This is a genomic window from Streptomyces resistomycificus, from assembly GCF_001514265.1.
Lineage (GTDB): Bacteria > Actinomycetota > Actinomycetes > Streptomycetales > Streptomycetaceae > Streptomyces > Streptomyces resistomycificus.
Map to the genome: position 1 here is coordinate 17,831 of NZ_KQ949010.1, position 17,052 is coordinate 34,882.

The 17,052-nt window shown below is 72.1% G+C and carries 12 protein-coding genes; 5 read left to right on the top strand and 7 right to left on the bottom strand.

What is annotated here, in order from left to right:
- Nucleotides 1-89: 89 nt before the first annotated feature.
- The 3 genes from AQJ84_RS39795 to ftsE form a co-directional block, all read right to left on the bottom strand.
- Nucleotides 90-1,268 carry a S41 family peptidase gene (locus AQJ84_RS39795; protein WP_078632467.1) on the bottom strand — a complete coding sequence of 393 codons (1,179 nt, stop codon included), beginning with the start codon at nucleotides 1,266-1,268 and terminating at the stop codon, nucleotides 90-92.
- A 67-nt stretch (nucleotides 1,269-1,335) separates the two neighbouring features.
- A complete protein-coding gene (gene ftsX / locus AQJ84_RS39800) occupies nucleotides 1,336-2,256 on the bottom strand; it encodes a permease-like cell division protein FtsX (RefSeq protein ID WP_030045382.1) in 921 nt (306 codons plus the stop codon).
- 44 nt (nucleotides 2,257-2,300) lie between these two features.
- Nucleotides 2,301-2,990 carry a cell division ATP-binding protein FtsE gene (ftsE, locus tag AQJ84_RS39805; protein WP_030045381.1) on the bottom strand — a complete coding sequence of 230 codons (690 nt, stop codon included), beginning with the start codon at nucleotides 2,988-2,990 and terminating at the stop codon, nucleotides 2,301-2,303.
- A gap of 223 nt (nucleotides 2,991-3,213) precedes the next feature.
- Between ftsE and AQJ84_RS39810 the strand changes: the two genes are divergently transcribed.
- Nucleotides 3,214-3,411, top strand: a complete 198-nt coding sequence (locus AQJ84_RS39810; RefSeq protein ID WP_030045380.1) for a hypothetical protein — start codon at nucleotides 3,214-3,216, stop codon at nucleotides 3,409-3,411.
- A 98-nt stretch (nucleotides 3,412-3,509) separates the two neighbouring features.
- Here the strand turns inward: AQJ84_RS39810 and AQJ84_RS39815 are convergent, their stop codons facing one another.
- From AQJ84_RS39815 to AQJ84_RS39830, 4 genes are all read right to left on the bottom strand, one after another.
- Complete coding sequence (locus AQJ84_RS39815) at nucleotides 3,510-4,148, bottom strand: hypothetical protein (protein WP_053192555.1); 639 nt, start codon at nucleotides 4,146-4,148, stop codon at nucleotides 3,510-3,512.
- Between the two features lie 331 nt (nucleotides 4,149-4,479).
- On the bottom strand, nucleotides 4,480-5,586 hold the full coding sequence (gene prfB, locus AQJ84_RS39820; RefSeq protein ID WP_030045378.1) for a peptide chain release factor 2: 1,107 nt from the start codon (nucleotides 5,584-5,586) through the stop codon (nucleotides 4,480-4,482).
- A gap of 85 nt (nucleotides 5,587-5,671) precedes the next feature.
- Complete coding sequence (locus AQJ84_RS39825; RefSeq protein WP_030045377.1) at nucleotides 5,672-6,910, bottom strand: serine/threonine-protein kinase; 1,239 nt, start codon at nucleotides 6,908-6,910, stop codon at nucleotides 5,672-5,674.
- Between the two features lie 117 nt (nucleotides 6,911-7,027).
- The gene (locus tag AQJ84_RS39830) at nucleotides 7,028-8,728 is read right to left on the bottom strand and encodes a serine/threonine-protein kinase (protein WP_030045376.1); all 1,701 of its coding nucleotides are present in this window, start codon (nucleotides 8,726-8,728) and stop codon (nucleotides 7,028-7,030) included.
- 435 nt (nucleotides 8,729-9,163) lie between these two features.
- Here AQJ84_RS39830 and AQJ84_RS39835 point away from each other — a divergent pair, with 435 nt between their 5' ends.
- From AQJ84_RS39835 to AQJ84_RS39850, 4 genes are all read left to right on the top strand, one after another.
- Complete coding sequence (locus AQJ84_RS39835) at nucleotides 9,164-13,201, top strand: FHA domain-containing protein (protein WP_053192557.1); 4,038 nt, start codon at nucleotides 9,164-9,166, stop codon at nucleotides 13,199-13,201.
- Nucleotides 13,202-13,367: 166 nt separating this feature from the next.
- Complete coding sequence (locus AQJ84_RS39840; protein WP_053192558.1) at nucleotides 13,368-14,744, top strand: ABC transporter substrate-binding protein; 1,377 nt, start codon at nucleotides 13,368-13,370, stop codon at nucleotides 14,742-14,744.
- A 4-nt stretch (nucleotides 14,745-14,748) separates the two neighbouring features.
- A complete protein-coding gene (locus tag AQJ84_RS39845) occupies nucleotides 14,749-16,092 on the top strand; it encodes a carbohydrate ABC transporter permease (protein ID WP_078632464.1) in 1,344 nt (447 codons plus the stop codon).
- On the top strand, nucleotides 16,089-16,997 hold the full coding sequence (locus tag AQJ84_RS39850; RefSeq protein ID WP_030045370.1) for a carbohydrate ABC transporter permease: 909 nt from the start codon (nucleotides 16,089-16,091) through the stop codon (nucleotides 16,995-16,997). The genes AQJ84_RS39845 and AQJ84_RS39850 overlap by 4 nt, the downstream gene beginning before the upstream one ends.
- Nucleotides 16,998-17,052 lie beyond the last annotated feature (55 nt).

Sequence of the window (17,052 nt, forward strand, 5' to 3'; positions counted from 1 at the left end):
GCAGTCATTTTCGCACCTCGAAGGGGTGGGGGGGAAAGCCGATTACGAGGGGCCGCGCGCGAGTGCTCAGCGAGCGTCCGCGAGCCCGGTCAGGGGGTGTCCCCGAGCCCGCTCAGCACCGTCTGGGCCCGCTCCAGCACCGCTTCGTCCGCCTCCAGGTCCGGCGTGATGCCGGCGCCGTCGACGCCGCGGCCGGAGGGTGTGCGGTAGTGCCCGACGGTCAGCTCGGCGACGGAGCCGTCGGGCAGCCGGCTCGGCATCTGGACGGAGCCCTTGCCGAAGGTGCGGGAGCCCACGACGACCGCGCGGCCGCGGTCCTGGAGGGCGCCGGTGAGGAGCTCGGCCGCGCTCATGGTGCCGCCGTCGACGAGCGCGACCAGGGGTCTGGTGGTGTCGCCGCCGGGCTCGGCGTGCAGGGCACGCTGCTCGCCGTCGACGTCGTAGGTGGCGACGAGCCCGCCGTCGAGGAAGGCGGACGCGGCGGTGACGGCCTCGCTGACCAGTCCGCCGGCGTTGCCGCGCAGGTCGAGGACGATCCCGGAGGCGGCCGGGGCCTGCCGTACGGCGGTACGGACCTGGGCGCCGGAGCCCTTGGTGAAGGCAGCGATCTTGATGACGGTGATGCCGTCGGCCAGTGTGTGCGCGGTCACGTCGTCCGTGGAGAGGCGGGCCCGGCGCACCGTCTCGCTCCACGCGCGCGTGCCGCGCTCCAGGCCCAGGCGGACGGTCGTACCGGCGGCGGCGTCCGTGGCGTCACCGCGCAGTAAGGAGACGACCTCGGTTACCGGGCGTCCGTCGACCTTCCTGCCGTCGACGCTGCGCAGCCGGTCGCCCCGGTGGATCCCGGCGGCGGCCGCGGGCGACCCGGTACGCACCTTGGTCACCTCGATACGGCCGTCCCGCTCGCGCCGCGCCCACAGGCCCACGCCGGTGTACCGGCCGTCGAGGGCCTCCTCGAACTCCTCGTACTCGCCCGGGGAGTAGACGGCGCCCCAGCGGTCCCCGCTGCGGCTGACCGCGCGTTCGGCGGCCTCCATCGGGGACTTGCCGTCGGCCATGGCCTCCTCGGCGGCCCGGGCCACGGCGTCGTGGCGGCTCGCGGAGGCGGCCGAGACGGTCGGGTCGGAGGCGGCTTTTCGGTCGCCGCCCTCGGCCTTCGGGAAGGAGCCGGTCGCGGCACCGGCGACCAGGACGCTCGCGAAGACCAATGTCAGGGCCGCCCCGCGGCGGATGCGACGGGGCTGACAGAACAGGTCTCGGCCTGACATGCGGGTGAGTCTAGGACAACGCGAAGGGCCGTACGGTCGGTTGACCGTACGACCCTCTTGGCATGCGTCACACCTTCAGGTACTTGCGCAACGCGAAGAACGCGGCAAGGGCGGGCATCAGCAGACTCGTCGCCAGGATGAGCGGCAGCTTCGTCAGGACGGCGTCCCAGCCGATGAAGTTGATCAGGTTCAGCTTCTCCGACAGCGCCAGGCCGTGATCGATGAGGAAGTACCGGGCGATCACCAGGAACCCGCACGCGACCGTGCCGCCGATGAGCCCGGCGACCGCGGCCTCCATGATGAACGGCGCCTGGATGTAGAAGCCCGAGGCGCCGACCAGGCGCATGATGCCGGTCTCGCGCCGCCGGCTGAAGGCGGAGACGCGCACCGTGTTGACGATCAGCATCAGCGCGACGACCAGCATCAGCGCCATCACCGCGCGTGCGGCCCAGTTCATGCCGTTCAGCAGCCCGAAGAGGTTGTCCAGGATGCCCTTTTGGTCCTGCACCGACTGCACGCCGTCCCGCCCGTCGAAGGCGGTCGCGATGACCTGGTACTTCTCCGGGTCCTTCAGCTTGATGCGGTACGACTCCTGCATCTGGTCCGGCGTGAGGGAGCTGGCCAGCGGCGAGTCGCCGAACTGCTCCTTGTAGTGCTTGTAGGCCGCGTCCTGCGACTCGTAGGTGACCTTCTGGACGACCGAGGTCATCTTGTCGAGGTCGGCGAGGATGTCCTTCTTCTGGTCCTCGGTGACCGCGCCCTTGGCGCAGTTCGGATCGGACTCTGCGTCGCTCTTGTTGCAGAGGAAGACCGAGACGTTGACCTTGTCGTACCAGTAGCCCTTCATGGTGCTGACCTGGTCGCTCATCAGGAGCGACCCGCCGAACAGGGCGAGTGACAGGGCGACGGAGACGACGACCGCGAAGGTCATCGTCAGGTTGCGGCGGAGACCGACACCGATCTCCGACAGAACGAACTGGGCGCGCATGGCGGGTTCTTCAGGCCTTTCCGTGGACGGTCGTCAGACAGCGGTCAGTGCTGGTAGCCGTAGACGCCGCGTGCCTGGTCGCGGACGAGGCGGCCCTTCTCCAGCTCGATGACGCGCTTGCGCATCTGGTCCACGATGTTCTGGTCGTGCGTCGCCATCACCACGGTCGTGCCGGTCCGGTTGATCCGGTCCAGCAGCTTCATGATGCCGACGGAGGTCTGCGGGTCGAGGTTGCCGGTGGGCTCGTCGGCGATGAGCAGCTTGGGGCGGTTCACGAAGGCCCTCGCGATGGCCACGCGCTGCTGCTCACCACCGGACAGCTCGCCGGGCATCCGGTCCTCCTTGCCGCCGAGCCCGACGAGGTCGAGCACCTGCGGCACGGACTTGCGGATCTCGCCCTTCGACTTGCCGATGACCTCCTGTGCGAAGGCCACGTTCTCGGCGACCGTCTTGTTGGGCAGGAGGCGGAAGTCCTGGAACACCGTCCCCAACTGGCGCCGCATCTGCGGCACCTTCCAGTTGGTCAGGCGCGCGAGGTCCTTGCCCAGGACGTGCACCTGACCGTGGCTGCACCGCTCCTCGCGGAGGACCAGCCGCAGGAAAGTGGACTTTCCGGAGCCGGAGGACCCCACGAGGAACACGAACTCGCCCTTCTCCACTTCCAGGGAGACATCCCTGAGTGCGGGGCGGGTCTGCTTGGGGTAGACCTTGGATACGTTGTCGAATCGGATCACGGATGCACCACGGGTCGCCGGGGGTAGATGAGCGTGACCATACGCGAACCGGGTACGCGAGCGCAGGCGTCGGTTGGGGTTGCGTGCCAGTTGTACGTTTTGTGCCCGCCCCGACCCCACAGGACCCCGCGCTGAATGCCGCCGAACCTGGCACAGTGGAGGGGGAACGTTCGCGTTCCCCCGAGCGTTGTGTACGTGGAACCGGTGCAAGGAGGGCGAGCGCATGACGTACGACCGGCTGGTGTGCGCGAACTGCGCGGCGCCCGTGAGCGAGGGCCGGTGCCCCGTGTGCCGCGCGAACCGCGAGCGGCTGCAGCAGGAGCAGGGGAACCCCTTCGAGGGCCTGAACCCCATGACCCTCATCACACTGCTGGCGCTCCTGATCGCGGCGGTCGCGCTGCTGGCGCACCAGACCGCGTAGGACGCCCGTCCCAGGACGCACGAAGGGCCCGGAGCGGTTACCCGCTCCGGGCCCTTCACCGTAAGACGTGCGTACGGCGAGTGAGCAGTCGGCTACCGTCAGGCGGTAGCGCCGCCCCGGCCGCCCATCAGGCGCGGCAGGATGCGGAAGCCGACGCCGCCGGCGATCATCGTGGCGGCACCGATCACCAGGAAGGTGGTCTGCGCGGCGCCGGTGTCGGCGAGCTCCTCACCGCTGCCCTGCGCCGACGTGTCGGTCGAGGTCTCCGAGCCGGTGTCGGTGATGGCCGAGGAACCCTCGCCCTGGGCGGAGTCGCCGGAACCGCCGTCGGGGTTGGTGTTGCTGTTGCCCCCGCCGTTCCCGTTCCCGTTCCCGTTCCCGTTCCCGTTGCCGTTCCCGTTGCCGTTCCCGTTCCCATTGCCGTTTCCGTTCCCGTTACCCGGGTCGGTCGGCTCCTCGGTGGGCTCCGTGGGCTCCTCAGTGGGCTCGGTGGGCTCCTCGGTGGGCTCGGTCGGCTGCTCGGTGGGCAGGTCCGTCGGCACGTCGGTGGGCACGTCCGTCGGGATGTCGGTCGGGATGTCCGTCGGGTCGGGCGTCGGGGCGGGCGTGGTGCACCCGAGGCCCAGGAACCCGCAGTCGTCGGCCGAAGCGGCACCCGCGGCGGTCAGCGAGGCACCGGCGGCGATCACGGTACCGGCGACGACCCGCGCTATACGGATCCGCGTCTTGTTGGTCATGTGGTTGCTACCCCCAGTAGCTCATCGTCAGTGAGGCGGCGCCCGGGGCCGTGATCGACGGAGGAGGTAGCTGCACTCAGACCCCCCGGTTCACATGCGCCCCAGAGATACGCATGCCGCGCTTTACCCTTCCCATTTTTCAAAGCAACGTCAAGGCCATTGCGCGCGCATTGTCCGACTAAGGGATCTATGCCGGAGAAAGAAGCGTGTGAGTGTGATGTAAAACCCAGACATCGGGCCCACATCCGGGCATGCGGGCGAACACACGAAAGGCAACTGCCGCCGGAGAGGCGACAGTTGCCTTGTCGACAAAGCGCTGTGCGCGCCTCGGTTACTTCTCCTGCTGCTTGCGCCAGCGAATTCCGGCTTCCAGGAACCCTTCGATCTCACCGTTGAACACGGCCTCGGGGTTGCCGACCTCGTAATCGGTCCGCAGGTCCTTGACCATCTGGTACGGGTGCAGGACGTACGAACGCATCTGGTTGCCCCAGGAGTTGCCGCCGTCGCCCTTGAGCGCGTTCATCTTCTCCTGCTCCTCCTGGCGGCGCCGCTCGAGCAGCTTGGCCTGGAGGACGTTCATCGCGGTCGCCTTGTTCTGGATCTGCGACCGCTCGTTCTGGCAGGAGACGACGATGCCGGTGGGGAGGTGGGTGAGGCGCACCGCGGAGTCGGTGGTGTTCACGCCCTGGCCGCCGGGACCGGACGAACGGTAGACGTCCACGCGCAGTTCGGACTCGTCGATCTCGATGTGGTCGGTCTTCTCGACCACGGGCAGGACCTCGACACCGGCGAAGGAGGTCTGGCGGCGCCCCTGGTTGTCGAAGGGCGAGATGCGCACCAGCCGGTGCGTGCCCTGCTCGACCGAGAGAGTGCCGTAGGCGTACGGGATCTGCACGGCGAAGGTGGTCGACTTGATGCCGGCCTCTTCGGCGTACGAGGTCTCGTAGACCTCGGTCTTGTAGCCCTTCTGCTCCGCCCAGCGCAGGTACATCCGCTGCAGCTTCTCGGCGAAGTCGGCGGCGTCGACCCCACCGGCCTCGGCGCGGATGTTCACGAGCGCCTCGCGGGAGTCGTACTCGCCGGACAGCAGCGTGCGGACCTCCAGCTCGTCCAACGCCTTCTTGACGGCGATGAGCTCGGAGTCGGCCTCGGCACGGGTGTCCGGGTCGTCCTCCTCCTCGGCCATCTCGAAGAGCACGGCGAGATCGTCGATCCGCCCGCGCAGCGCCTCCGCCTTCCGGACCTCGGCCTGGAGGTGGGAGAGCTTGCTGGTGATCTTCTGCGCCTCGTCCGGGTTGTCCCACAGGGACGGCGCGGCCGCCTGCTCCTCGAGCACGGCGATGTCTGCCCTCAGCTTGTCGAGGTCCAGGACGGCCTCGATCGACTCCATGGTCGAGGAGAGGGACTTCAGCTCTTCGGATACATCGACGACTGCCACGCCTCCAGCCTAACGGCTCCGCCAAGCGGGGAGCGCCGGTGCTGCGGCTCGGGCCGGGGCCCAGGGGGCGGAGCCCCCTGGGCCCTCAGGGGGCTGCTGGCGACGAGTTCCGGCTGTCCTGCGGCGTACCGGCGTCGTCCCCCGAGGTCGCCGCCCACGTGCCGACCCCGGCCGCGGCGACCAGGACCGCCGCGGCGACGCCGAGCACCACCCGCCGGCGCCGCGCGGCGGCACGGTTCCGGGCGGAACCGGGGCGGGGCGCCCCGGCGGCCCGCGGTGCCCGTGCCGTGCCCCTCGCGCCCCCCGCCAGTTCGTCCGGCGCCGGCACCCTCATCGACGTATGGGTGTCGCGGTTGGAGTCGGCCGGCTTCGCGCCCGGCACCAACGGCACCGCACCGCGCCGCACCGGCGTCGAGGACACCGGCTCGTCCGGGACCTGGGTCTCGCCCGTGTCCTCGTCGGTCTCGGCGTCCGGCTCGTCGACGTCCAGCGGCGGCATCCCCGCCAGCATCGGCAGCAGCTCGCGCAGTCGCGCCCCGAGCTCCGAGGCCCGCAGCCGGGAGGCCGGAGCCTTGGCGAGGCACTGCACGATCAGCTGCCAGAGCTCGTCCGGGATGCCCGGCAACGGCACCACGGTCTCCGTGACGTGGCGGCGCAGGACCGCGCCCGGGTGCCCGCCCCCGAACGGCGTGAAGCCCGCCAGCAGCTCGTACAGAACGGTCGCGAGGGCGTAGATGTCCACCGAGGCCCGCGGCGGCAGACCCTCGACGATCTCCGGCGCCAGGTAGTCCGGCGTGCCGATGATCTTCGTGGCCCGGGTCCGGCGCGGGGAGTCGATCAGCTTGGCCACACCGAAGTCGGTGAGCAGCGCCGGATGGGAGCCGCCCGGGCCCAGAGGGCCCTGCATGTCCAGGAGGACGTTCTCCGGCTTGACGTCGCGGTGCACCACACCGGCCGCGTGCGCCGCGGCCAGCCCGTCGGCCACGTCCGCGACGATCGCGACGGCCGCCTCGGGCGAGAGCCGCTTCTCCCGGTCGAGCCGGGTGCGCAGGTCGGTGCCCCGGACCAGGTCCATGACCAGCGCGAGGTCGTTGCCGTCGACGACCAGGTCGCGTACGGAGACCACGTGCGGGTGGTCCAGGCCGAGCAGGGCGGTGCGCTCCTGCACGAAGCGCCCGACGAGTTCCTGGTCGGACGCGAGGTCCTCGCGCAGCAGCTTCACGGCGACGGGACCCTCGGGCCCCTCGCCCAGCCACACCGTGCCGGCGCTGCCCCGCCCCAGGATCTGGTGCGCGGTGTACCGGCTGCCGATCTTCCGTGCCAAGACTGCTCCTACAGACGCGTGTTGCCGATAAAACTACGCGCCGGAAGAGCCAACCTTCACCGCGGAGACGGAAATCACCCGCCAGGTGTCGACAAATCACCAAGCTCGGGCTCTCTCCTACCCGGAGGAGCCCCCGCTCAGGTCCCCGATCCACCCGGAAACCTTGTCGACCAGGTCGCCGATCTGCTGCCAGTAGCTCTTGCCCGTGCCGATCCACTCCTGCAGGGGGCTCAGCTCCCAGACCAGCCAGCCCGCGACGAACAGGATGACGATCGTGAAGAGGCAGCCCTTCAGACAGCCGAGGCCGGGGATCTTCATCGGGTTGGCGCTGCGCTGCCTCGGCTCCCGGGGCTCGCGCCGGGGCCGCTGGGGCTCCTGCTGCGGGGGCGGCGCGTAGCGCTGGGGCTGCGGCTGCTGACGGGGCTGCTGCTGCGGGGCGTACTGCTGCGGCTGTTGCTGCTGCGGATGGCCGTAGCCGGCCTGCGGCTGCTGCCGGGGCCTCTGCTGCTGGGGGCGCGGCTGTTGCTGCTGCGGCCGGGCGACCTGCCGCTGGGGGCGGCGGCGCAGCGGGTCCTGGCCGGGGTCGAGGTACTGGACCTGCGTCTGCTCGTTGCGGTCGCGGGCGGCGCGCAGCTGGTTCTGCCAGGGGTGCGGGTCCTCGGGCCCGGGCTGTCCGGGCTGCTGCCCCTGCTGCCCGCCCTGCTGGTGGGGCGACACCGGGGGCATCACGGCGGTCGGGTCGGCCGCGCCGCGGTTGGGGAGTACGGCGGTGGGGTCGGCGGCGCCGCCGGGGCCGCCGGTGTGCGGCATCACGTTGGTCGCGGCGTTCGGGTCGTAGGCGCCCGCGCCGTGCGGCAGGACCTGCGTCGGGTCGGCGGCGCCGGGCGCGCCCGGGACGGCCGCCGGGGCCGGGTCGGGCGCCAGCAGCGTGCCGACCGCCTCGGCGGCGGCGATCTGCGCGGAGTTGGCGTGCACGCCGATGCCCTCGGCGACGGTCCGCAGGCCGCGGGCGAGGTTCTCGGCGCTGGGCCGCTCGGCGGGGTTCTTGCGCAGACAGCGCTCGATGACCGTCCAGAGCGGATCGGGAACCGTGGAGGGGCGGCGCGGCTCGGCGCTGAGGTGCTGGTGCAGGACCTCGAGGGCCGAGCCGCCGCCGAACGGGGGACGGCCGGTGACCAGCTCGTACATCAGGATGCCGGCGCCGTAGATGTCGACGGCGGAGGTCTGCGGCCGGCCCTCGGCGGACTCGGGCGCCACGTACGCGGGCGTGCCGACGAACTCGTGGGTGCGGGTGAGGCCGGGCGAGTCGGCCAGCCGGGCGATGCCGAAGTCGGTCAGCATCGGGTGCATCTGGTCGCCGTACTGCTTGAGCAGGACGTTGGCGGGCTTCAGGTCGCGGTGGACGACACCGTCGGCATGGCTGGCGGCGAGCGCGTCGGCGATCTGGGCGGTGAGCAGGGCGGCGCCGACCGGTGTGAAGGGACCGTTCTCGCGCAGATAGCGGTGCAGGTCGGGGCCGTCGACGAGGTCCATGACCAGGGCGAGCAGATCGCCCTCGACCACCAGGTCGCGCACCCGCACGATGTTCGGGTGGGTCAGGCGGAGCAGGACGGAGCGCTCCCGCAGGAACCGCATCACGATGTCGGGGTCGCTCGCGAGCTCCTCCTTGAGGACCTTGATCGCGACGGTCTCGCCGGGCTGGCCCTGCACGGCCGCCTCGGCGCCCGCGGTCTCGCGCTGGCGGGCTCGCCAGACGGTCCCCGTGGCGCCGCGTCCCAGCGGCTCCTCGAGGAAGTACTTGCTGCCTACCGGCCGCACGTCATGCGCTCCCTGTTGCTGTGCTTGCTTACCTGGTCCCTACACCGGAGTCCGGTGTGTTAGTGGGTGTTCCGACCCACTGTAGTGCCGCCCTCCTGAGCATCGGGTCCCGTCTTTCTGTGCGTCTTACGTACCGGTTCCCGTGCGCGTTCGAAGGAAAGACGCTCTACTCGATCCCGTTGGTTGCCACAGCCGGGCTTGAGTGATCTCAAGTGGTCACCGGTCGGGCACTGGTCAGGCACTTTTACGGGCAGAGCCGACCAATCAAGATCATTTGATGATGGGCGGCGGGCACTTTGTCAGTGGCAGGTGCGAGGATGCCTCCAGTACTGGCCGACGTGCTCGTGGTGGTGGGGGAAGTCCGCGGTGGGTGACCGCGGAGCGGCTTCGTCCTCTTGTCCCCGGGCGCCCGCGCAGAAGGGACCGCTGTCGGCGATGCAGATCCGGCTGACCGTCGTAGACCCGCTGGGCACGCCCGACCGGGCCCAGGGCCGCGCAGCGAGCTGCGACGTGCTGGTCACCGCGCCCGCGGGCACCGCCCTGGCCGCGGTGGCGTCGGCGCTCGCCTCGGCACTCCCCTCGGAGTCGGGCACCCCGCCGGAGCGCGGCCGCGAGTCCGGCGGCGGCCCGGTCGTGCTGTACGCGGGAGCGGAACGCCTCGACAACCAGCGCTGCACCCTGGGCGAGCCCCCGCTGATCGACGGCGCCGTGCTGTCCCTGGGCGCTCCCGGCGAACCGGAGCCCCACCCCGAGCTGGACGACGCCCCGACCCGGCTGCACGTGGTCGCGGGCCCGGACGCCGGCGGGGTCCACCTCCTGCACGGCGGGCAGATCCACATCGGCCGTTCCGCCGACGCCGACGTCCCGCTCGACGACCCGGACGTCTCCCGCCTGCACTGCGCGGTGACGGTCGGTTCCGACGGCCGCGTCTCGGTCGCCGACCTCGACTCCACGAACGGCACCACGCTGGACGGCACCCGCGTGGGCGCCCGCCCGGTGCGCTTCACGCCGGGCGCGCTGCTGCGGATCGGCGAGTCGGCCCTGCGGCTGGCCCCGGCCGGCGGCCCCGGCTCGCGCGTGCCGACGACTCCTGACGGAGAGGGGCAGGTGCGGGTGCCCACCGGCGACGGAGACGGACCGGCACAGGCTCCCGCGTCGGACGTCGGCCCCACCCCCTCCGGCAGGACGTATCACGCGTACGGCGCGGCGGGCTGGGGCGCCTCGACCGGCACTCCGGGAGCACAGGGCCACGCCCCCGCCGAAGCACCCCGCGTGGTGCCGGGCCAGGGCGGCGCACCGCACGTCGAGACCGAGGGAGCCCGCCCGTTCGGCCGGACGAGCGCCGTCCCCGGGGGCGGCCCCGGCGCGTTCCCTGGCGACAGCGGGGCGACCCACGCCGGGCGGTTCGGGGTGGGCGCGGCGGCCGGGGCCGACGACCCGGCGAGCGACGGCCGCGGGCGGACGCGCCAAGGCCCGCCCGGAGCGGGCACCGGTGCACCACCCCTCGCCGGCGGCGGACGCGCCGACGCCCCCGCACCGCACGGCACCCACCCCGGCGAGGACCACGCCCACAGCCGGACGGACGGCGGCCAGGGCCCCGGCGAAGCGGACTTCCGCACGGACCCCGCGAGCGCCACGGACCCCGCGAGCGCCACGGACCCGGCGGGCGCCCCCGACTCCGGTCGTCGCAAAGGGACCCCCCTGCGCGGGACCGACGTGCCGCCGGGCGTCCGCAAGCGCGGCGGGCTCTCCGCGTGGGCGCGCCGGCTCACCGGCGCGCGCGGCGAGCAGGAGCCGACCGGGCGCGAGAGGTACGACGAGACCGGCGAGACCGCCTACTCCGCCCACTCCGCCTCGCAGTCCACGCCTCCGCCCCCTTCCGCCCAGGCCCCCGAGACCTGGCCGGACCCGGCGTCGCTGCTGCTGACCGCGCTGGGCCCCGGGCCGCGGCTGTGGGAGCGCGGACCGGGCCACCCGGAGGCGCTCACCGTGCGGCTGGGCACGGCCGACCGGGCGGCGCCCGACGGCTCGGGGCTGCTGCCCGCCGTGCCGGTGACCGCCGATCTGCGGGAGGCCGGGGCGCTGGGGCTGGCGGGGCCTCGCGAGCGGCTCGCGGGGCTGGCCCGTGCGGTGGTCGCCCAGTTGGCGGCGCTGCACTCCCCCGACGCCCTGGAGATCGTCCTGATCAGCACGGACCGCTCCCGGCCCGTGGCGGAGCGCACCGCCGAGTGGTCCTGGCTGGGCTGGCTGCCGCATCTGCGCCCGGGACACGGCCAGGACTGCCGCCTCCTCCTCGCCTACGACCGCGAACAGGCCACGGCCCGCACCGACGAACTGCTGCGCCGGCTGGAGGACCACCTGGCGGAGACGGCCGTCCCCGGCCGTCCGACTAGGGCCGCGCGGACGCGCCCCGACGGCGGGGCGCGCGCCACCGCGTCCGCTGACAGCGCCACGCGGCACGCCGACGCGTCGGACAGTGGACCCGGCGCGGACACCGCCGGCGACCGCCCCGTGCCGCCCCGGAGCGCCACCAGCCGCCCCTCCTGGGCCCGGGACGACGACGCGGCGGGGGACAGCGCCCAGTTCCCCGGGCCGTACACCGTGGTCGTCGTGGACGGCGACCCCGGCGGCGCCGCGGTGCGCGAGGCCGTGGCACGGCTGGCCCACGAGGGCCCGCGGGCCGGCATACACGTCGTGTGCCTCGCCGAGACGGCCCCCGCGTCGCCCGCCTCCCCCGTGACGGAGACCTACGAGGCGGCCTGCGCCGCGGCGCCGGCCTTCCGTGAGTGCGGTGCCGTGGCGCTGCTGAGCGGCGACGTGGCGACGGCACTGCGGCTGATGCGGGTGGCCCGGGCGGGCACGGCCACCGGCGCACCGGTGGCGCGGGCCGGGTCCGCAGCGGCGCCGGACGACTCCAGGCCCCGTACCGACACGTCCCGCACCGACGCGCCCCGCACCCAGGCACCCCGGTCGGACACGTCCCGGTCGGACACGTCCCGGTCTGACACATCCCGGTCGGAGACACCCCGCACCGACGCGTCCCGATCCACCGCGTCCCGGACCGACGCATCCCGGAGCGACGCGTCCCGGAGCGACGCGTCCCGATCCACCGCGTCCCGGACCGACGCGTCTCGGACCGGCACCGCGGGCCCTGCGGGCCATGGCACCGTCGGCCCCGTCGGCCCCGTGGGCCACGGCACCGTCGCCGCCGTGGACGCCGTCTCGCTCGCCTGGGCCGAGCGGTTCGCGCGGGCCCTGGCACCGCTGCGGGCGGAGGGCACCGCCGGTGAGCGGCACACCCGTGTGTCGGCGCCGCTGCCCCTGGCGGCCCGGCTGCTCGACGAGTTGGGGCTGGCCAGGGCCACCCCGGCGTCCCTGATGGCCCGTTGGGCGGACGCGGCCGACGACACGGAGTCGATCGGCGGAAGGGCCTGGGCGGTGCTCGGCGCCGGACCCCGCGGGCCGGTCTGCGCCGACCTCGCGCTGGACGGCCCGCACCTGCTGATCGAGGGACCGGCCGGCAGCGGCCGTACGGAGCTGCTGCGGGCCGTCGTCGCGTCGCTCGCCGCCGCCGAGCGCCCCGACCGGCTGGGCGTCGTGCTGATCGACGGCCGGGACAGCGTGGGCACGGACGGCGGCGGCCACGGCGAGGGCCTGCGCGTCTGTACGGACGTACCGCACGTCACCACCCACCTCACCGCCAACGACCCCGTGCGCATGCGCGAGTTCGCCCAGTCCCTGAGCGCCGAGCTGAAGCGGCGCGCGGAGTTGCTCGGGCGGTCCGACTTCGCCGAGTGGCACACCGGGCGCGAGGTGTCGGGCCGCATAGTCAGCCAGCGGACCCCGCCGGCCCGCGGCGCGTCCAACGGCACGGAGCACACCGGGGATCTGGACGCCCCGCCGAGCTCCACCATCCGGCTGCGCCCGGCGGCCGCGCGCCGCCGTGCGGAGGCCGTACCGCCGTTGCCCCGCCTCGTCGTGGTCGTCGACGACCTGGACGCCCTGGTCTCCCCCGCCCTGGGCTCTCCGGGCAGGCCCGCGGCGGGTTCGGTGATACGCGCCCTGGAGGCCGTGGCCCGCGAGGGCGAGCGCCTCGGCGTGCATCTGGTGGCCGCGGCGGGCGTCGGCGGGCGTACGGCCCAGTCGGACCCGGCCCGTCTGGCCACCCTCCGCGTCACACTGGAGTCCCCGACCCCGGGGCCCGAGGAACCGGCTCCCGGTCGTGGACGCCTGACTTGGGCGGACGGACGGCTGACCGCCTTCCAGGGCGGCCGGGTGACGGGCCGTATCCCGCGCACGGCGACCCTCCGGCCGACGGTGGTCCCCGTGGAGTGGGAGCGGATGGGCGACCCCCCGACCCGGCGCCCGGTGCGGGAGTTGGGCAACGGCCCGACGGATCTCGCGTTGCTGGCGAGCGCTCTGGAGAGGGCGGCGCGGGAGGTCGCGGCGACGGAGGTGCCGTCACTCCTGTAGTGCCGCTCGGCGTCGCTCGGTCGAACGCGGGGCGCCTGGTCACAGGGAGATCACGATCCCCCGCCTGACACAGGACGCGCCCTTGCGACCCCAACCACCCAGGCGTAGACCAGACCGCACGGGACAGCGCTCGCACGTTCGACGAGGAACGAAGAACGGGGTCGTGATGCGTAGCACGAGCAGCACCAACGGGAAGCACAGGGCCGCACGTACCGCAGCCACCCTCATCGCGGGGGCCCTCGCGCTCTCGCTCACCGCCTGCGGCAGCGGCGACGACAAGAGCGATGACAGCAACGAGACCGGCACGGAGACGGGCACCACCGTCACCCTCCCCAAACTGGACGGCAAGAGCCTGGAGGTGGCCGCCGTCTGGAGCGGCGCCGAGCAGGCCAACTTCAAGAAGGTTCTCGCGGAGTTCGAGAAGCGGACCGGTGCGAAGGTGACCTTCGTGCCCGCGCAGGACCCGATCATCAACTTCCTCGGCTCCAAGGTCGCGGGCGGCCAGCCGCCGGACGTCGCGATGCTCCCGCAGCCGGGCGCCATCAAGCAGGCCGTGGACAAGAAGTGGGCCAAGCCGCTCGGCGCCGAGGCCCTGAAGGAACTGCGGGAGAACTACTCGCAGGGCTGGCAGGACATCGGCAAGGTCGGCGGCGAGCAGTACGGCGTCTACTACAAGGCCGCCAACAAGTCGCTGATCTGGTACAACGCCACGGTCTTCGAGAACGCGGGCGCCACCGAGCCCAAGACCTGGGACGAGTTGCTCACCACCGCGCAGACGGTCTACGACTCCGGTGTCACACCGTTCTCCGTCGGCGGCGCCGAGGGCTGGACGCTGACCGACTGGTTCGAGAACGTCTACCTCTCGCAGGCGGGTCCGGAGAAGTACGACCAACTGGCCAAGCACGAGATCAAGTGGACGGACCCGTCCGTGAAGGACGCGCTGACCACGCTCGCGCAGGTCTGGGGCAAGAAGGACTACGTCGCCGGCGGCGCGACCGGAGCCCTGCAGACCGACTTCCCGGCCTCGGTGACGCAGACCTTCACCGGCGGCGACCAGCCGAAGGCGGGCATGGTCTACGAGGGTGACTTCGCGCAGGTCAACATCGTGCAGGCGGGCGCGAAGGTCGGCACGGACGCGAAGGTGTTCCCCTTCCCGGCCGTGGGCGACGCCGCACCCGTGGTCTCCGGCGGCGACGCGGCGGTGATCCTCAAGGACTCCGAGGCCGCGCAGGCACTGGCGACATTCCTCGCCTCCCCGGACGCGGCCGTCGTCCAGGCGAAGCTGGGCGGATACCTCTCGCCGAACAAGAACGTGCCGGAGTCGGCGTATCCGAACGCGGTGCAGCAGAAGATGGCCAAGGCGCTGATCGCGGCCGGTGACGACTTCCGCTTCGACATGTCCGACCAGGCCCCGCAGGCCTTCGGCGGCACGCCCGGCAAGGGCGAGTGGAAGGCGCTGCAGGACTTCCTGAAGAACCCGAAGGACATCGCCGGTACCCAGCAGAAACTGGAGGCCGACGCGGCGGCGGCCTACGGCGGCTGACGCGATGACGACCGCCACCGCGGCAGGGGGCGCTCCGCCCCCTGCCGCACCCAAGTCGCGCAAGAGCGTGACCGGCACCCGCAAGACCGTGGCAGCGCTCTTCCTGCTGCCCGCTCTCGTGCTGCTGGGCGCGCTCGTGGTCTACCCGATCGGGTACTCGGTCGTCCGCAGTTTCTACGACCAGACCGGTGACGGCTTCGCCGGTTTCGACAACTACGAGGCGCTGTTCACCGACGACGGCATCCGTACCGCGCTGAAGAACAACGTCATCTGGGTGGTGTTCGCGCCGACGGTCGCCACCGCGCTCGGTCTGATCTTCGCGGTGCTGACCGAACGGGTGCGCTGGGGCACGGCGTTCAAGCTGATCGTCTTCATGCCGATGGCGATCTCGATGCTGGCCGCGGGCATCATCTTCCGGCTCGTCTACGACCAGGACCCGGACAAGGGCGTGGCGAACGCGGTGTGGGTGGGTGTCCACGACACGTTCGCCGAGTCGTCCGCGTTCCCCAAGGCGCACCCGGGCCGCGACTCGCCGCTCGTGGCGCGGCAGGGCGACTTCGTCACCAAGGCGACCGTCAGCACCGGCGACACGGTCCTGCTGCCCCTCGTGGGTGTCGCCCCCGACCAGATGCCGGGTGACGCGAAGCCTGCCGTGGCGCCGCGGGGCGACCCGGGAAAGATCACCGGCACCACCTGGCAGGACTTCACCCGCGGCAAGGGTGTGGGCAACCTCGGCGCGCCCGACCCGTCCGAGCTCGGCTATCCGGGCATGAAGGTCGAGGCGGTGAAGGACGGCAGGGTCGTCGCGTCCACCAAGGCCGCCGCCGACGGCACCTTCACGCTCCCGGCAGCCGCAGACGGGGCCCAACTCCGGCTTCCCGCCGACAACTTCAAGGAGCCGTACAACGGCCTGGACTGGCTCGGCCCGTCCCTGGTCACGCCCGCGATCATCGGGTCGTACATCTGGATGTGGGCCGGGTTCGCGATGGTGCTGATCGCGGCCGGGCTGGCCGGGATGCCGCGTGAACTACTGGAGGCGGCCCGGGTGGACGGTGCGAACGAGTGGCAGGTGTTCCGCAGGGTCACGGTGCCGCTGCTGGCGCCGGTGCTCGCGGTCGTCACGGTCACGTTGATGATCAATGTTCTGAAGGTCTTCGACCTGGTGTTCATCATCGCGCCGGGCTCCTCGCAGGACGACGCCAACGTCCTCGCGCTGGAGCTGTACCGAAAGGGCTTCTCCGAGGACCAGCCGGGTGTCGCCAGCGCCATCTCGGTGTTCCTGCTCCTCCTCGTCATCCCGGTGATGTGTTTCAACATTCGTCGGCTCAGGCGGGAGGTACGGCGATGACCACACATGCCGACAGGGTCACCGAGCCGACGCCGGTCGAGGGCACCAAGGCCAGGCAGTCGCTCGGCTCCCGCCTCGTGGAGGGCCTCGGCGGCGGTCTGGTGCGCGTGTTCCTCATCATCGTCGGCCTGTTCTGGCTGGTGCCGACGATCGGCCTGCTGATCTCCTCGCTGCGCCCGCCGAAGGAGATGACCGCCGGCGGCTGGTGGGAGGTCTTCAGCAAACCGTCCCAACTCACCTTCGAGAGCTACGACAAGCTGCTGCAGAACAGCGACATCACCAACTCGCTGGTCAACACCGTGCTGATCACCGTCCCGGCGACGATCCTCGTCGTCCTGATCGGCGCGCTGGCCGGCTACGCGTTCGCGTGGATGGAGTTCCCGGGCCGCGACTGGTGGTTCCTGGGCGTGGTCGGCCTGCTGGTGGTCCCGGTGCAGGTCGCGCTGATCCCGATCGCCGAACTCTTCGGCGAACTCGGCCTGTTCGGGTCGGTGCTGGGCGTGGTCCTGTTCCACACCGGCTTCGGTCTGCCCTTCGCGGTGTTCCTGCTGCGGAACTTCTTCGCGGAGATCCCGCGGGAGCTGCTGGAGGCGGCCCGGCTCGACGGGGCGGGTGAACTGCGCCTGTTCCTCAAGGTCGTGATGCCGCTGGGCGGGCCGGCGATCGCGAGCCTGGGCATCTTCCAGTTCCTGTGGGTGTGGAACGACATGCTGATCGCGCTGGTGTTCTCCGACTCGGGCAGCCAGCCGATCACGGTCGCGCTGCAGACCCAGGTCCGCCAGTTCGGCAACAACATCGACGTGCTGGCGCCCGGCGCGTTCATCTCCATGGTGATCCCACTGGCCGTGTTCTTCGCGTTCCAGCGACAGTTCGTGTCCGGCGTGATGGCGGGCGCGGTCAAGTAGGCGGCACGTCAGGCCACTTCAGGGGCGGACCGTACCGGTCCGCCCCTTTTGTGCC

Bases quoted from the DNA above. Each gene is read 5' to 3' on its own strand.
- AQJ84_RS39815 (WP_053192555.1), bottom strand. From the start codon at position 4,148: ATGACCAACAAGACGCGGATCCGTATAGCGCGGGTCGTCGCCGGTACC.
- AQJ84_RS39840 (WP_053192558.1), top strand. From the start codon at position 13,368: ATGCGTAGCACGAGCAGCACCAACGGGAAGCACAGGGCCGCACGTACC.
- AQJ84_RS39835 (WP_053192557.1), top strand. From the start codon at position 9,164: ATGCAGATCCGGCTGACCGTCGTAGACCCGCTGGGCACGCCCGACCGG.
- AQJ84_RS39810 (WP_030045380.1), top strand. From the start codon at position 3,214: ATGACGTACGACCGGCTGGTGTGCGCGAACTGCGCGGCGCCCGTGAGC.
- AQJ84_RS39795 (WP_078632467.1), bottom strand. From the start codon at position 1,268: ATGTCAGGCCGAGACCTGTTCTGTCAGCCCCGTCGCATCCGCCGCGGG.
- AQJ84_RS39850 (WP_030045370.1), top strand. From the start codon at position 16,089: ATGACCACACATGCCGACAGGGTCACCGAGCCGACGCCGGTCGAGGGC.
- AQJ84_RS39845 (WP_078632464.1), top strand. From the start codon at position 14,749: ATGACGACCGCCACCGCGGCAGGGGGCGCTCCGCCCCCTGCCGCACCC.
- ftsX (WP_030045382.1), bottom strand. From the start codon at position 2,256: ATGCGCGCCCAGTTCGTTCTGTCGGAGATCGGTGTCGGTCTCCGCCGC.